The organism is Janthinobacterium sp. SUN176, from assembly GCF_030587335.1.
Taxonomy (GTDB): domain Bacteria; phylum Pseudomonadota; class Gammaproteobacteria; order Burkholderiales; family Burkholderiaceae_D; genus Janthinobacterium; species Janthinobacterium kumbetense.
Window position 1 is genome coordinate 68,398 of sequence record NZ_JAPWIA010000003.1, and the last position, 14,694, is coordinate 83,091.

At 64.3% G+C, this 14,694-nt stretch carries 14 protein-coding genes; 9 read left to right on the plus strand and 5 right to left on the minus strand.

The window, feature by feature from the left end; translation table 11 throughout:
- Window positions 1-126: 126 nt before the first annotated feature.
- Complete coding sequence (gene sbcB / locus O3299_RS21690) at window positions 127-1,575, plus strand: exodeoxyribonuclease I (RefSeq protein WP_305063175.1); 1,449 nt, start codon at window positions 127-129, stop codon at window positions 1,573-1,575.
- A gap of 43 nt (window positions 1,576-1,618) precedes the next feature.
- Here sbcB and pyrF read toward each other — a convergent pair whose 3' ends face one another.
- A complete protein-coding gene (gene pyrF, locus O3299_RS21695; protein WP_305063176.1) occupies window positions 1,619-2,443 on the minus strand; it encodes an orotidine-5'-phosphate decarboxylase in 825 nt (274 codons plus the stop codon).
- A gap of 167 nt (window positions 2,444-2,610) precedes the next feature.
- Between pyrF and O3299_RS21700 the strand changes: the two genes are divergently transcribed.
- The 5 genes from O3299_RS21700 to O3299_RS21720 all read left to right on the plus strand — a co-directional run bounded on the left by O3299_RS21700 (window position 2,611) and on the right by O3299_RS21720 (window position 6,408).
- Window positions 2,611-3,225, plus strand: coding sequence for a LemA family protein (locus O3299_RS21700; protein ID WP_034781723.1), 615 nt, complete (start codon window positions 2,611-2,613; stop codon window positions 3,223-3,225).
- 1 nt (window position 3,226) lies between these two features.
- A complete protein-coding gene (locus O3299_RS21705; protein WP_305054373.1) occupies window positions 3,227-4,060 on the plus strand; it encodes a YgcG family protein in 834 nt (277 codons plus the stop codon).
- On the plus strand, window positions 4,060-4,581 hold the full coding sequence (locus O3299_RS21710; RefSeq protein WP_251349873.1) for a TPM domain-containing protein: 522 nt from the start codon (window positions 4,060-4,062) through the stop codon (window positions 4,579-4,581). Before O3299_RS21705 ends, O3299_RS21710 begins: the two co-directional genes overlap by 1 nt.
- A gap of 87 nt (window positions 4,582-4,668) precedes the next feature.
- A complete protein-coding gene (locus O3299_RS21715; RefSeq protein ID WP_099665232.1) occupies window positions 4,669-5,433 on the plus strand; it encodes an SDR family NAD(P)-dependent oxidoreductase in 765 nt (254 codons plus the stop codon).
- A gap of 549 nt (window positions 5,434-5,982) precedes the next feature.
- Window positions 5,983-6,408 (plus strand): VanZ family protein, encoded by a 426-nt coding sequence (locus tag O3299_RS21720; protein ID WP_305063177.1) that lies wholly within the window; start codon window positions 5,983-5,985, stop codon window positions 6,406-6,408.
- A 21-nt stretch (window positions 6,409-6,429) separates the two neighbouring features.
- On the opposite strand, the gene O3299_RS21725 is transcribed toward O3299_RS21720, so the two are convergent.
- A complete protein-coding gene (locus O3299_RS21725; protein WP_305063178.1) occupies window positions 6,430-6,708 on the minus strand; it encodes a hypothetical protein in 279 nt (92 codons plus the stop codon).
- Window positions 6,709-6,928: 220 nt separating this feature from the next.
- On the opposite strand from O3299_RS21725, the gene O3299_RS21730 reads away from it, so the two are divergent.
- Entirely contained in the window at window positions 6,929-7,417 is a 489-nt protein-coding gene (locus tag O3299_RS21730) for a hypothetical protein (protein WP_305054371.1), read from the plus strand.
- 129 nt (window positions 7,418-7,546) lie between these two features.
- Here the strand turns inward: O3299_RS21730 and O3299_RS21735 are convergent, their stop codons facing one another.
- A complete protein-coding gene (locus O3299_RS21735; RefSeq protein WP_305063179.1) occupies window positions 7,547-8,674 on the minus strand; it encodes a peptidase M24 in 1,128 nt (375 codons plus the stop codon).
- A 194-nt stretch (window positions 8,675-8,868) separates the two neighbouring features.
- Complete coding sequence (locus tag O3299_RS21740) at window positions 8,869-10,374, minus strand: dipeptidase (protein WP_305063180.1); 1,506 nt, start codon at window positions 10,372-10,374, stop codon at window positions 8,869-8,871.
- Window positions 10,375-10,588: 214 nt separating this feature from the next.
- On the opposite strand from O3299_RS21740, the gene O3299_RS21745 reads away from it, so the two are divergent.
- Both O3299_RS21745 and O3299_RS21750 read left to right on the plus strand, forming a co-directional pair.
- Window positions 10,589-11,587, plus strand: coding sequence for an LLM class flavin-dependent oxidoreductase (locus O3299_RS21745; RefSeq protein ID WP_289906289.1), 999 nt, complete (start codon window positions 10,589-10,591; stop codon window positions 11,585-11,587).
- Window positions 11,588-11,795: 208 nt separating this feature from the next.
- Window positions 11,796-13,016 carry an MFS transporter gene (locus O3299_RS21750; protein ID WP_305063181.1) on the plus strand — a complete coding sequence of 407 codons (1,221 nt, stop codon included), beginning with the start codon at window positions 11,796-11,798 and terminating at the stop codon, window positions 13,014-13,016.
- A gap of 45 nt (window positions 13,017-13,061) precedes the next feature.
- Here O3299_RS21750 and O3299_RS21755 read toward each other — a convergent pair whose 3' ends face one another.
- Window positions 13,062-14,684: a M28 family peptidase gene (locus O3299_RS21755; RefSeq protein WP_305063182.1), complete on the minus strand. Its 1,623-nt coding sequence runs from the start codon at window positions 14,682-14,684 to the stop codon at window positions 13,062-13,064.
- Between the last annotated feature and the right edge of the window lie 10 nt (window positions 14,685-14,694).

Here is a 14,694-nt window from a genome sequence, read left to right on the forward strand (position 1 = left end):
AATGTATGCCACCATGCGGGAAACGCGATGATGACCATCCTCTCGTGTAGTATCGGCAGGTTTTCAGAAAACTGTAGCAGCGGCCGCTTTTGGCGGCCCGGATAACCAATCAAGCAACGACCATCAATGACTAACCAGACCTTTCTTTGGCACGACTACGAAACCTTTGGCGCCCAGCCGCGCCGCGACCGCCCGGCCCAGTTCGCCGCCATCCGCACGGATGCCGACCTCAACGAGATCGGCGAACCCATCATGCTGTATTGCCAGCCTGCCAATGATTTCCTGCCCGACCCGCAATCGTGCCTGATCACGGGCATCACGCCGCAGCAGTGTCTGCAGCTGGGCGTGCCCGAACACCAGTTCGCCGCCACCATCGAAGCGGCCTTTTCGGAGCCGGGCACCATCGGCGTGGGCTACAACACCATCCGTTTCGACGATGAAGTCACGCGTTTCCTGTTCTGGCGCAACCTGATCGACCCGTATGCGCGCGAATGGAAGAACCATTGCGGCCGCTGGGACATCCTCGACGTGGTGCGCATGACGCACGCGCTGCGCCCGGAAGGCATCGAATGGCCGAAGCGCGACGATGGCCAGACCAGTTTTAAACTGGAACACTTGAGCAAGGCCAATGGCCTGGCCCACGAAGCGGCGCATGATGCACTGTCCGACGTGCGCGCCACCATCGCCCTGGCGCGCCTGATCAAGGAAAAGCAGCCGAAACTGTTCGAATTCTGCCTGGCCCTGCACAAGAAGGACCGGGTCGCCAGCGAAATGGGCATGCACCTGGCCGCCGGCGAGCGCCAGCCTTTCCTGCACGTGTCGGGCATGTTCCCCGCCGAACGGGGCTGCCTGGGCGTCGTCTGGCCGCTGGCCACGCATCCGAGCAATAAAAATGAAATCCTCGTCTGGGATTGCGCCTACGACCCGCGCGAACTGTTTACCCTGGACGCCGACACCATCCGCACGCGCCTGTTCACGCGCAAGGACGCCATGCCGGAAGGCATGACGCGCCTGCCCGTGAAAAGCGTGCACCTGAACAAGTCGCCCATGCTGGTCGGCAATTTAAAGACCTTGTCGCCGGCCATGGCCGCGCAATGGGGCATCGATCTGGACGCGGCGAAGGTCAACGCGCAATTCGCCGCCGCGGCGCCGAACATGGATGCCGTCTGGGCCGAAGTGTTCCAGCGCCCGGGCGCGAATGCCGCGCTGGACGTGGATGAGGATTTGTACAATGGTTTCGTCAGCAACGATGACCGCCGCCTGCTCGAATCCTTGCGCCGCGACACGCCGGCCAAGCTGGCCACGGCCCGCCCCTCGTTTGCCGACGAACGCCTGCAGGAACTGCTGTTCCGCTACCGCGCCCGCAATTTCCCGCAAACCCTGAGCGAAGCGGAAAGCCTGCGCTGGGAACAGCACCGCGCCGCCCGCCTGTTCGACGGCGACGCCGGCGCCCGCACCATCGAAATGCTGTTTACGGAAATCGACGTGCTGTCGGAATCCGTCGATGAGCGGGGCGAGGAAATTCTGGGAGAACTCTACGATTACGCGGAGATCGTCGCACCACAGCGTGACTAAATGCAAAATGCCGGGCTAGCCCGGCATTTTTTATGCATGCGACTTAAACCGCGCGGTGTTGATTGATCGCATCGCGCGTTTCAATGGCCACGCGGCGCGCGGCGTCGGCGAAATCTTCGCCCGTCTGCGGCGTGGCGTAGATGATGGCGCGCGACGAGCTGATCATCATGCCCATGCCGTTCGCCGTCTGGCCCGCGCCGACGGTGGCGGCGATGTCGCCGCCCTGGGCGCCGATGCCGGGCACCAGCAGTGGCATGTCGCCGACGATGGCGCGCACCTGCGCCAGTTCTTCAGGGAAGGTGGCGCCGACGACGAGCGCGCACTGGCCGTTTTTATTCCACTTCTCGGCCACCAGGCGCGCCACGCGCTGGTACAGCGGTTCGCCGTCCGTATTCAGGAATTGCAGGTCCGAGCCGCCCGGGTTCGACGTGCGGCACAGGATGATCACGCCGCGGTCTTTCCACGCCAGGTAGGGATCGAGCGAATCCTCACCCATGTACGGGTTCACGGTGACGGCGTCGGCGCCGTAGCGCTCGAACGCTTCGCGCGCGTATTGCGTGGCCGTCGCGCCGATGTCGCCCCGTTTCGCGTCGAGGATCAGGGGGATGTGCGGGTAGTTCTCGCGCACGTAGCGGCAAATGTCTTCCAGCTGCTTTTCCGCGCCCAGCGCGGCAAAATACGCGATCTGCGGCTTGAAGGCGCAAGCCAGGTCGGCCGTGGCATCGATGATGCGCGTGCAAAAGGTGGTGATTCCATCAGGCAGGTCGCGCAGTTCGGCCGGCAGTTTCGCCAGGTCGGGGTCCAGGCCCACGCACAGCAGGGAATTATTGGCCGTCCACGCGGCGGATAATTTATTGATGAAATTCACGGCACACCTTCTCTATATTCAGTTGCAAACCCCGTATTGTAACGCGGCGCAGGCTTGCCACGGCGTCACAAGGCGGTCGGGTCCGGCGGCCGGCGCTTATTAAACCGACATTACGGGCCGTTTCAGGTATATTTGCCTCACCTCCTTTACTCTGCACGGAACCCATCATGCAAATCACCAATCAATTCACCAAATGGCTGCGCCTGGCGCTGAGCGTCACCGTCCTGGCCGGCGTCCTGACGGGCTGCGGCTACAACGACTTCCAGAGCAAGGATGAAGCCACCAAGGCCGCCTGGGGCGAAGTGGTCAACCAGTACCAGCGCCGCGCCGACCTGATCCCCAACCTGGTCAATACCGTCAAGGGCTATGCCACGCACGAGCGCGAAACGCTGGAAGCGGTGACCAAGGCGCGCGCCGCCGCCACCAGTTTCCAGATCACGCCCGAAGTGCTGAACGACCCGGCCGCGTTCGAAAAATTCCAGCAAGTGCAGGGGCAGCTGTCGTCGGCCCTGTCGCGCCTGATGGTGGTATCCGAGAAGTACCCGGACTTGAAGGCCGACACAAGCTTCCGCGACTTGCAGTCGCAGCTGGAAGGCACGGAAAACCGCATCACCGTGGCGCGCCAGCGTTACATCGTTGCCGTGCAGGATTACAACGTGCATGCGCGCAGCTTCCCGAACAACCTGACGGCCATGGTCTTCGGCTACAAGGTCAAGCCATCGTTCACGGTGGAAAATGAAAAAGCCATCTCGACCGCACCGACCGTCAACTTTGGCAAATAAGATGAAAGCCTGGTCCTATCTCGCGGCGCTGGCGACGGCGCTGCTGCTGTGGACGATGCCGCCAGCCGGCGCACAGGGCTTGCAGCCCGTGCCGCCGCTGGCCGCGCGCGTGACGGACAACGCCGGCATGCTGGACGCCAAGCAAAAGGCGGCGCTGGAAGGCGTGCTGGCCGATTATGAAGCCAAGACGGGCAGCCAGATCGCCGTGCTGCTGGTCAAGAGCACGGAACCGGAAGCCATCGAGCAATACAGCATCCGCGTGACGGATGCCTGGAAGCTGGGCCGCAAGGGCGTCGATGACGGCGTGCTGCTGATGGTGGCGAAGGACAACCCCTCGTCCCTGCGCCGCCTGCGCATCGAGGCGGGCCGCGGCGTGCAGGGCGTGCTGACGGATGCGCAATCGAAACGCATCCTGCAAGACGTGATCGCCCCCCATTTCAAGCAAAACGATTACTACGGCGGCCTAGTGGCCGGCGTGGGCTCGATTGCCACCCTGCTGAACCAGGAGCAATTCCCCGCTGCGGCACAGCAAAAGGCGCCAGCCACCGTGGAAGCGGGCGGCATGACCTTTTGGCTGCCGCTGCTGTTCTTCGGCTTCCTCGTCGTGCTGACCCTGTTCCGCTCGCGCGGCGGGCCGACGCGCCTGCAGCGCGGCAGCAACTGGTCCAGCGGCGCCACCGGTGTCGTGCTGGGCAGCATCCTCAGCCAGGCGCTGAACAACCGCGGCGGCGGCGGCTTCGGCGGCGGCGGTTTTGGCGGTGGCAGCAGTGGCGGCGGTGGTTTCGGTGGCGGCGGCGGCGGTTTTGACGGCGGCGGCGCCTCGGGAGATTGGTAATGACGAAACAACTGACATTCGGACAACGCTGCGGACGGGCATTGAAACATTTGCGGGGCACGCCGGCGACGGCGCGCCACGCCTTTCCGGAACGCACCCTGAAAGCCATCGAGACAGCCATCGCCGGCGGTGAAGCGATGCACCAGGCGGAAGTGCGCCTGATCGTCGAAGCGGCCCTGACGCCGGGCATGGCGTACCAGGGCGTAAGCAACCGCGAGCGGGCGCGCGAACTGTTTGCCCAATATGGCGTGTGGGATACGGAAGACAACGTCGGCGTGCTGATCTACATCAACCTGGCCGAACACCAGGTCGATATCGTGGCCGACCGCAACGTGGGCCGCCGCGTCACGCCGGAACAGTGGCAAGCCGTGTGCCGCACCATGACCAAAGGGTTCAAGGATGGCAATTACCACGACAGCACCCTGGAAGCGCTGGCGCAGCTCAATACCCTGCTGCAAAGCCACTTCCCCGCCAACGGCACGCGCGGCAACCAGTTGCCGAACGAGCCCATCCTCCTCTGATTCCTGCCCAGGGATTAAAATCTGCCCATTGCCGCGCGGGCTGGTGTTCCTGTCAGCGCGGCCCCCATACCCCGCCGAGGAGCACACATGAAATTAGTCAATAAAACCGCCATCGTCACGGGCGCCACGCAAGGCATCGGCCTGGCTTGCGCCACCCGCCTGATTGCCGAAGGGGCGCAAGTGATGCTGGTCGACATCAAGGAAGAAGGCGCGCAAGCGGCCGCCGCCCTCGGCCCGCAGGCGCGCTTCTTTTGCGCCGACGTCAGCCAGAAGGCGGATGTGGACGCCATGCTGAAGGAAACCCTGGCGCAGTTCGGCCACATCGATATCCTCGTCAACAATGCGGGCGTCACGCACGCGGCCGATTTCCTCGACGTCTGCGAAGACGATTTCGACCGGGTCATGCGCATCAACCTGAAATCGATGTTCCTGTGCGGCCAGGCCGTGGCGCGCGAAATGGTCAAGCGCAACAGCGGCTGCATCATCAACATGTCCAGCGTGAACGCGGAACTGGCCATTCCGAACCAGGTGCCGTACGTGGTGTCGAAGGGCGCCATCAACCAGCTGACCAAGGTCATGGCCCTGAACCTGGCCTCGCACGGCGTGCGCGTCAACGGCATCGGGCCGGGCACCATCCTGACGGAACTGGCCAAGCAGGCGGTGCTGTCGAGCCCGGAAGCGCGCCACACGATTTTGTCGCGCACGCCGCTGGGCCGCTGCGGCGAACCGGAAGAAGTGGCCGGCATCGCCGCCTTCCTGGCCAGCGACGACGCCACCTACATGACGGGCCAGACCATCTATGTCGATGGCGGGCGCATGGCGCTCAATTACACGGTGGCCGTGAAGGAATGAAGGCAGGCGCGGCAAGTTATATCAAAAAAGAATAATGGTTATCCGAAAAGATCATTAGACACATATCGTGCAACGCAGCATAATGCACCTGTCTCCACTATTCTCCTCCAAGAAAATAGTTTTAAGCCCGCTTTCACCAGCGGGCTTTTTTTTCGCTATCAGTCTTGAAACATGGCTATTCTTGCCATGCTCCACACTCTTTCCGACAATTTGCGCTGCCGCAAAAAAATGTTGCGGCGTGTCATCAGGCCGTCATCTTCACCTCCTATACTTGCTTCATCTGCTGTACAGGCAACCGATATGCCTGACTACAGACAGGTGTGCCGCGATGGCACACCACTCCCCTTTCATGACCGTGGCGGGCGCCCGCAAGGCGCGCGACATGGCAAGTACCGAGCAACTCTCAACTCTTGACCCATTTCATTTGGGTTTTTGGCCCGCGCCCCCGCGGGCCTTTTTTTTGCCTGTCCAGCAAGCTCTTGCGCAAAAACACGGTGGCCCGCCACGCGCATGATATTGTGGCGTCCTTTCCACCTGTCCTGACGCCTCATGCCTGCACCTTTGCCCGAACTGTGTTTTGCCGACCGCTACGAACGCCTGCGCTACCGCACCGCGCTGGTGCTATATGTGCTGGTGATCCTGATCGGCGATATTCCCGGCGTGCGCGCGGACGTGGGCCAGTATGCGTCGGGCGGCGTGCTGCATTCCTTCGGTTATGGCGTGCTGGCCCTGATCCTGTTCAGCGGCACGGGCGGCGGCATGGCGCGCCGGGCACTGCTGTCGGTGCTGATGGTGGCGGCCATGGGCGCGCTGGACGAATTCATCCAGAGTTTCCTGCCCTACCGCCATGGCGCCGTCAGCGACTGGGTGGTCGATGTCACGGCCGCCACGGCGGTCAGCCTGCCGCTGTATTTCCTGTGGCCGAAAATGGTCGCCGCTGCCCTTGGCAAGCACGCGCCGCTGCCCGAAGCCTGAACGGGGGATGGCTCGCGCCCGTCAGGCGCGGTCCGCTTCGCTATCCTGCAGTGCCAGCCGTAACTGTCCCTGGCCCCGCTTGCCCAGGCGCCGCATCAGGGCGCGCGTCTCGCGCCGGCTGCCGGCCCCCATGGCGCGTGCCGTATCGCGCTGCATCTCCAGCAACTGTTCCGAGCGCGCCAGCCGCACCAGACCATGCAAGGCCTGGGCCAGCACATGGCGCGCACGGACATCGTGCACAGTGCCGCCGATGGCCAGCACCAATTCATCGATCAGTTTTGCTGTAGGGCCAGATGACATTTTTTCTCCCGATTGAACAGTGAGGAAACGTGCAGCCGCACGAAGTGGTAATTGCCAGCATCGTTTATACCAAGCACGGCAATTAGACACTTGATCTAGCTCAATCGACAATGACGGCCGCCGAACATCCCTGTTCCGCCATGCTCTTACATGCAGCAATCGCCGCCATCCGCATCACCGCGGGTGCCGATCCTGAGTGTGCGACCATGAGGAGACCAAGATGAGATCAAAAACCACCCTGCTGCTGACCGGCCTGACATGCGCCTTGCTGGCAGCCTGCCATTCCACGGACAAGACCAGTCTGGCGCGCAGCAATAGCGGCGAAACCTATGCCGCGCCGGCCGGCACGACGCCGCAAAGCAGCACGGCCAGCACCGCCAGCAGCACGGCCGCCGATACGAGCAACGCCCAGAGCAGCATGAGCAGCGACATGCGCAACGACGCGAACCAGGCCACCATGAACATCAGCTCGGCCACGGTGCAGTCGATAGAAACCGTGCCGCGCAGCATGGACCAAGGCAGTGGCGACATGCAGGCGGGCACGTCGGGCACGGCCGGCAGCACTTCGGGGGCGGCGGGCAACATGCTGTACCGCGTCACCTTGCGCCTGGACGACGGCACGACGCGCACCTTTGTGCAAAACACCCAGCCCGCCTTCCAGATCGGCGACAAGGTCAGCGTGCAAAAAGGCGTGATGCAGCGCTATTGATCGGTATATTGATCGGTATCAACGCTGGCCGGCGCTGGCCGATTTCCTCCACGCCTGGCCGCCACTTGGCATGTATTTGGCACGCACTTGATACGCATTTGGCACGCAGTTGCCACGCAGTTATCATTTTCAAGCCAAGGCCAGGGTCAGCGGCCGGCTGCGCCCCTGGACCAGGGCCGAGGGCCAGGCCGGGTCATGCGTCAGGTTGTGCAATTGGCTGCCGTCGAGCAAAAACGTGTCTTCCACCGTACTGCCGGGCAGGCTGGGGTGGAAGGCCAGCGCCATGCCCCGCTTGAGGATGATTTCCGTGTGCGCGCCGGCCGCCACTTCGGGCGCCAGGTAGCCGTGGATGCCGCCCTGCCGGCTGGTGCGCACCGTGTCGGGCTGGCCTGCATACGCGTAGGCGCTGTCGAGCGCGTGATACACCATGCTCAGCGCATGACCCGTTTCGCAAGCGTCGAGCGCCACCGCTTCCAGCGCCAGCATGGCCGCATCGGCATCGTCCATGACCACCGCCGCGCCATCGGCGCGATGCTGCGCCGGGCCGAAGCGCCGTTGACGGCTGAGGCTAGCGCACAGGCCGAAACGCCGCGCGCACAGGGCCAGCACGGCTTGCGGGCCCAGCTCCACCTGGGCTGGCGGTGCGCGCCGGTACCGCTGTTGACGCTCCGCCCCGCTGACCAGCACGTGCACGGCCTGCAAGCCCCGCAGCCACAGCGCGCGCGCGCAGGCGGCAGCCAGTTCCAGCTCGCTCCAGTCGGGGCGGGCCTGGCGCAGCGCATCCGCGGCCGCGCGGGCAGCCAGCTGCCCCACCTGCCGGTAGCGCAGCTGTTCCGATTCCAGCAGCACCAGCCGCTCTTCGCGCAAGGCCATGGGCAGGCTGCGTTCGTGCAAGCCCGGCCGGTCGGACAGGACCGGCGCGCCACCGGCCGCATGCTGCACGAAATGCTCGCGCAATTCATACAGCTGCGGCTGCATCCAGGGCGACACTTGCCACGTCCATGGCCCGCGCACCTCTTCCTCGCGCATGCGCATGGCTTCGGCTTCGTCCGTCAAGATATAGGCGGCGTCGCGCGTCACCAGTACTTCCGCGCAGCCGCACTCGGCGGTATGGTAGTGGCTGTTCGACGCGCCCGCCGTGGCCCACGCAAACCAGTCCACGCCGCGCAGGCGCACGGCGCCGGCACGCTGGTCTTCCAGCCAGCCCCGCATCTGCGCCAGCTTGTGCGCCACTTCCAGTTCCAGCGGCCAGTTCATGACCGCCCCTCGTGCGGGCGCCGGCGCGGCGCCAAGCCGCCTGCCCTGCCTGGCGCCAGCCGGGTCTCCTGTTGTGCATGCATAGCTGCTCCCTTCCTACATGGAAACGTAAGACCGGCGCCCCCATCAAAAGTTCAGTGCCCGGATGCGTCTCAGGCTTGCAGTCTATGACTTCCCTCTGTTTTTGCAAGCCGCTATTTCGCCAGCTCGATCAGGACAGCCGTGTACATCTGCAGATTCAGCAGCAGCTGTTTTTCCGTGATGAACTCGTGTTCGGAATGCCCCGTGTACACGGTGTGCGGCATGGCCGGACCGAAGCTGACGGCGTTCGGGAACAGGCGCGAATTGGTGCCGCCGCCGATGGCGACCGGTTGCGGATGCGCGATGCCCGTGTAGTGCCCGAACACGGACAGCAGGGTGGGAATTTGCGGCGCGTCCGTCTGCAGCCACGGTTCGCCGATCTGCACCTGCAGGGTAGCGGGCACCTGGCGCCGCGCCTTCCAGCCATCGAAGGCGGCCGTCACCTGTTGCTGCAGCACGGCCGCCGTCTTGCCTTGCGGACGGCGCAGGTTGATGTTCAGTTCCAGCGCGCCGCCATCTTGCTTGAGTACGGTGGGCGCTACCGTCATCGGTCCCATGAAGCCGTCGCGGTAGGCGATCTGGCCAAAGCGCTCGCCGTAGATGCCGGTGCCCACCAGTTCATTCAGGAACGACAGCATGTCGGCCGCCTGCGTGCCCTGCCACGGCTGCACGGCCAGCGCGTCGGCCAGCATGCTGATGGCGTTGACGCCGTCTTCCGGCTTCGACGAGTGGGCCGACACGCCCAGCGCCGTTACCGTCAAGGTATCGCCAGTGCGCGCGTAGCTGTAGCGCACGCCCTGCTGGCCCTGCGCGCGGGCGCGGATGGCCGCTTCCAGCGCGGCTGGCGCGTGGTCGATCACGGCTTGTGCGTCTTCCGGGATCTGGCTGCCGAAAAAGCCGCCCGCCAGGCGCGTCAGCACGGCGCCGCCCTTGGCCGGCAAGGCCGTGCGCGGCGGCAGGGTCAGCTTGATGGAACCGTAGCCCTTCTCGGCCGTCACCACCGGGTATTCCGCATCGATGGTGATGTTCACTTGCGGCGGCGTGTGGGTTTTCAGGAATTGTTTCAACGGTTCCCAGTCCGATTCCTCGGCCATGTAGACGTACAGCTCGATGCGCTTGCTCAGCGGCACCTGCTGGTCCTGGATAGCCTTCATCGCGTACAGGGCCGTGGCGATGGGCCCCTTGTCGTCTTCCGTGCCCCGTCCCAGCAGCTTGCCCGGTTCGCTGCTGCGATCCAATTCGAACGGCGAACGGGCCCATTTCGCGGGGTTAACCGGCTGCACGTCGCCATGCGTGATCACGCCCACCCGTTCGCTGCCGCTGCCCATGCCGATGATGAGCACGTGGCCGTGATCCTGGAAGTCGAATCCCAGGCGCTGCGCCTCGGCCGCCAGGTAGCGCTTGAAGCCCGTGTGCTGTGGATTGCCGGCAAAGGGCACGGCCGGGTCGGCCACCGTGTTGTAGCTGATCATCTTCGCCAGGCTGGCGATCAGCGGTTCCGGATAGGTGGCCAGCGCGTAGCGGGCCGTGTCCTGCGCCTGCTGGCTGACGGGCGCGGCGTGAACGGAGGGCTGCAGCAGCAGGCTCATCAAAGTCAGCAGGATGGGTTTCTTGAACATGGCGGGGCGCATAAAGTGGGGAGGCCAACTCTAGCATCGCCCGCACCGATTTCCAATCGATACGAGTTTTTTACCGATCAGTACGCAAATTCCCGATTCGCATTATCATGTGCACAGCCTGTCATCCCTGCCGCTTCCAAGGCCGACCCTACTGGGGTCAGGGGATAGACAAATCGTCCATTGTGATTTTCCACCACGTCCCGATATCGCTACCATGATTCCATTTTCCATACTCGACCTGGCCCCCATCGCCGAAGGCAGCGACGCCAGCCAGTCGTTCAAGAACACGCTCGACCTGGCGCAGCACGGCGAACGCTGGGGCTACAACCGCTACTGGCTGGCCGAACACCACGGCATGCCCGGCATCGCCAGCGCCGCCACGGCCGTCGTGATCGCCCATGTGGCGGCCGGCACCAAGACCATCCGCGTGGGCGCGGGCGGCGTGATGCTGCCGAACCACTCGCCGCTGGTCATCGCGGAACAGTTCGGCACCCTGGAAGCGCTGCATCCGGGCCGCATCGACCTGGGCCTGGGCCGCGCGCCCGGTTCCGACCAGACGACGGCGCGCGCCCTGCGCCGCGACCTGCAGTCCGATGCGGAACAGTTCCCGCAAGACGTGCTGGAATTGATCGACTACATGTCCGACGAGCCGCGCCAGCGCGTGCTGGCCGTACCCGGCAAGGGCGCGAAAGTGCCCGTGTGGATACTCGGATCCAGCCTGTTCGGCGCCCAGCTGGCCGCCCACCTGGGCTTGCCGTATGCATTCGCCTCGCACTTCGCGCCCCAGATGATGATGCAAGCCGTGGCGTATTACCGCGAACACTTCAAGCCGTCAAAACAATTGGCGAAACCGTACGTGATGCTGGGCTTTAACGTGTTTGCCGCCGACACGGATGAGCAAGCGCACTTGCGCGCCACGTCAATGCAGCAAGCGTTCGTCAACCTGCGCACGGGCCGCCCGTCGCGCCTGCAGCCGCCCGTGCCCGGTTATCTGGAGCAATTGGGTCCGCAGGAACGCGCCATGCTCGATTCCGTCCTGTCGTGCACCGCCATCGGCGCACCGGACACCGTCAAGGCGAAGATGGCCGCCTTCATCGCCGAAACGGGCGCCGACGAGCTGATGATCACTTCGCAGATCTTCGACCATCAGCACCGGCTGCGCTCGTATGAAATCACGGCGCAAGTGCATGCGGAACTGGCGGGCGCTCGTTAAGTTTTAACTCTCCCCCGGTATATCCCCCTATACCCTTTTCCCGGCCGTCGGCAACGATCGCCGGGATTTTTTTGCCTGGCGTGTTTAGCTGCCGTTTTGCCTGCCGTCTTGCCTGCCCCCTGCCGCAAAATCGGCCCGGCCCGGCAGGAAATGTGCAGCCCCGCTATCATGCTCATCCAAAAGCATTATTCCAAGAAAGCTGTACCGCATGAAATCTGCAAGCTCTTCCGTCGATGCCAGCACCCTGCTGAGCTCCACCCGCATCCTGTTATTCGCCCTGTCCGCCGGCGTGCTCGTCGCCAGCCTGTATTACGTGCAGCCGCTCACGTCCATGCTGGCAGCCTCGTTTGGCGTCAGCGTGCCGCATGCAGGTTACCTGGTCACGGCCACGCAGATCGGCTACGTGCTGGGCATCGTGTTCCTCGTGCCCCTCAGCGATGTGCTGAACCGCCGCCAGTTGCTGACGTGGATGCTGATCGCCAAGATCGGCGCCCTGCTGTTGGCCGCTACCAGCCAGAATATTATCGTCTTTGCCATCGCCAGCGTCTTGATGGGGATCACGTCCAGTGCATTGATGGTGGTCACGGCCATGGTGGCGTCATATGCGCCCGACCACAGCCGGGGCCGCATGGTGGGCACCGTCATGACGGGCTTGTTGCTGGGCATCTTGCTGGCGCGTACCGTGTCCGGCACGGTGTCGCAGATCAGCGGCGGCTGGCGCACCGTCTACGTGCTGGCCGCCATCGTCGTGGCCGCCCTGCTCATCATGCTGCGCCGCATCCTGCCAAACGAAGCACCACGCGGCAAGCTGCAATACGGAAAATTGATGGCCTCGCTGGCCGACATCATCCGCCAGGAACCGCTGCTGCGCCAGCGCGCCCTGTTCTCGGGCCTGGGCCTGGGTACCTTCAGCGTGTTCTGGACGGGCCTGACCTTCTTGCTGAGCGGCGCGCCGTATCACTACTCGGAAATGCAGATCGGCCTGTTCGGCCTGGCCGGCGCCACGGGCGCCTTTGCCGCCAACACGGCGGGCCGCATGGCCGACCGCGGCTACGCGCGCCAGGCCACCTGGCTGCTGGCCGTCGCCTCGATCGCAGGCTGGGCCTTGATCGGCTTTGGCGCCCATTCGCTGGTGCTGTTGTTGATCGGCATCGTCCTGCTGGACATGGGCGTGATGGGCCTGCAAGTAACGCACCAATCCATCATCTATAAACTGGCGCCGCATGCGCGGGCAAGGGTCACCACCGTCTTCATCGCGGGCGGCTTCATCGGCGCCTCGGCCGGTTCGGCCCTGGCCAGCGCCAGCTTTGCCGCCGGCGGCTGGCCTGCCCTGTGCATGGTGGGCGGCGCCATGCCATTGCTGATGCTGCTGGTGTGGAGCAAGTATCGCCACACGCAGCGCCGGCTGGAACGGGCAAGCGCCACCTGAACCAGCGCGAAAAAAACCGCTCGGCCGAGCGGTTTTTTTACGTCCCTATTTCGCTGGCGCGCGCGCCTTGCCGAACGCATCGCCCGCCTTCCAGGCCGGCATCGTCGCGCCATTTGCCACGGCTTGCCCCAGGTTCAGCGTAAATTGCGCCTGCTGCGTCATGCCGGACAAATCCCAGCTGGCATCGTACTCGTCGGTGACTTGATGGTAGCGGGGGCCGTAGGCGGCCGCCTTGGCTTTCGACGCTTCCACGTCCTTGATGTACTCGCGTCCGCCATTGATGGAAAACGCGGGCACGCCCGCCTTGGCAAAACTGAAATGGTCGCTGCGGAAATAACCGCCGGCCAAGTCGGGGCGGGCTGCCGCGATGTGCATGCCCATGGCTTTGGCCACCGTGGCGGCGATCGCGCCCAATTCCGTGCGCTCGCTGCCCTGCGCGCCGATGTCGCGCGTGGCGCCCACGAAATTCAAGCTGTCGAGGTTCAGCGCGGCCGCCGTCTTGCTCAAAGGCCACAGCGGGTCGGCCGCGTAGGCGGCGCTGCCCAATAACCCTTGCTCCTCGGCCGCCACCCACAGGAAGATCTGCGTGCGCTTCGCGGGTTGCTTGACGGCTTCCTGCGCCATGGCCAGCAAGCCGGCCGTGCCCGAAGCGTTGTCGACGGCGCCGTTGTAGATCGTATCGCCCGCCTTTTCGTCATCCTTGCCCTGCTTGCCGAGGTGGTCCCAGTGGCCGCTGTAGATGACGGCTTCATCCTTCAGTTTCGGGTCGGTGCCCGGCACCATGCCGGCGATATTGAATTGCTCCACCTTGCGCACGGCCGATTTCATCTCGCCCGACAGTTTGGCGTTCAGCGCGACGGCCTTGAAGTCCTTGCTTTCCGCCTGCGCGCGCAAGGCGTCCAGGTCCTGCCCGCCAGCCGCAAACAGGCGGCGCGCCGCATCTTCCGCGATCCAGCCCTGCAGCGGCGTGCCGGCCGTGCGGTCCGCCAATTGGAAGCGCTCGCTGCCGCTCCAGCTGTTCTGCACCACGCTCCAGTCATACGAGGCGGACGGTTTCGTGTGGATCAGCAATACGCCCGCGGCGCCCTGGCGCCTGGCTTCCTCGAATTTATACGTCCAGCGGCCGTAATAGGTCAGCGCCTTGCCGGCGAAGCGGTTCGGATCAAGCGCGGTCGGCTGCGGGTCGTTGACCATCATGACGACGATCTTGTTTTTGACATCGGCCCCCTTGAAATCGTTCCAGCCTTCTTCCGGCGCCGTGATGCCGTAGCCGACGAACACGAGCGGCGCATCGAAGGTATGCGCGGCAACGGAGTCGCCCGTGGCCCAGACCCAGTCCGGGCCGAACGCCAGCGGCACGGCCTTGCCGTCCGCCACGGCTTGCAGGCTGCTTTCTTGCGGCAAGGATTTCACGCCGGCAATTTGCACGCTCTGGCGGTAGCTGTTGCCGCGCACGGGTTTCAACCCGGCCATCTGCGCCTGGGTTTCCAGGTAAGCCACCGTCAGGTCGGCGCCGCGCTGGCCCGTGCCCCGGCCTTCCAATAAGTCGTTGGACAGGAAGGCCAGGTGGGCGCGCAGGGGCGCTTCCTGCACGATGGGCAAACCGCTGGCGGCGTGGGCGGAAAACGCCAGCGCAGTCAGGGCGAGGGAAGAAAACAGCTTCTGCATAATATCCTTT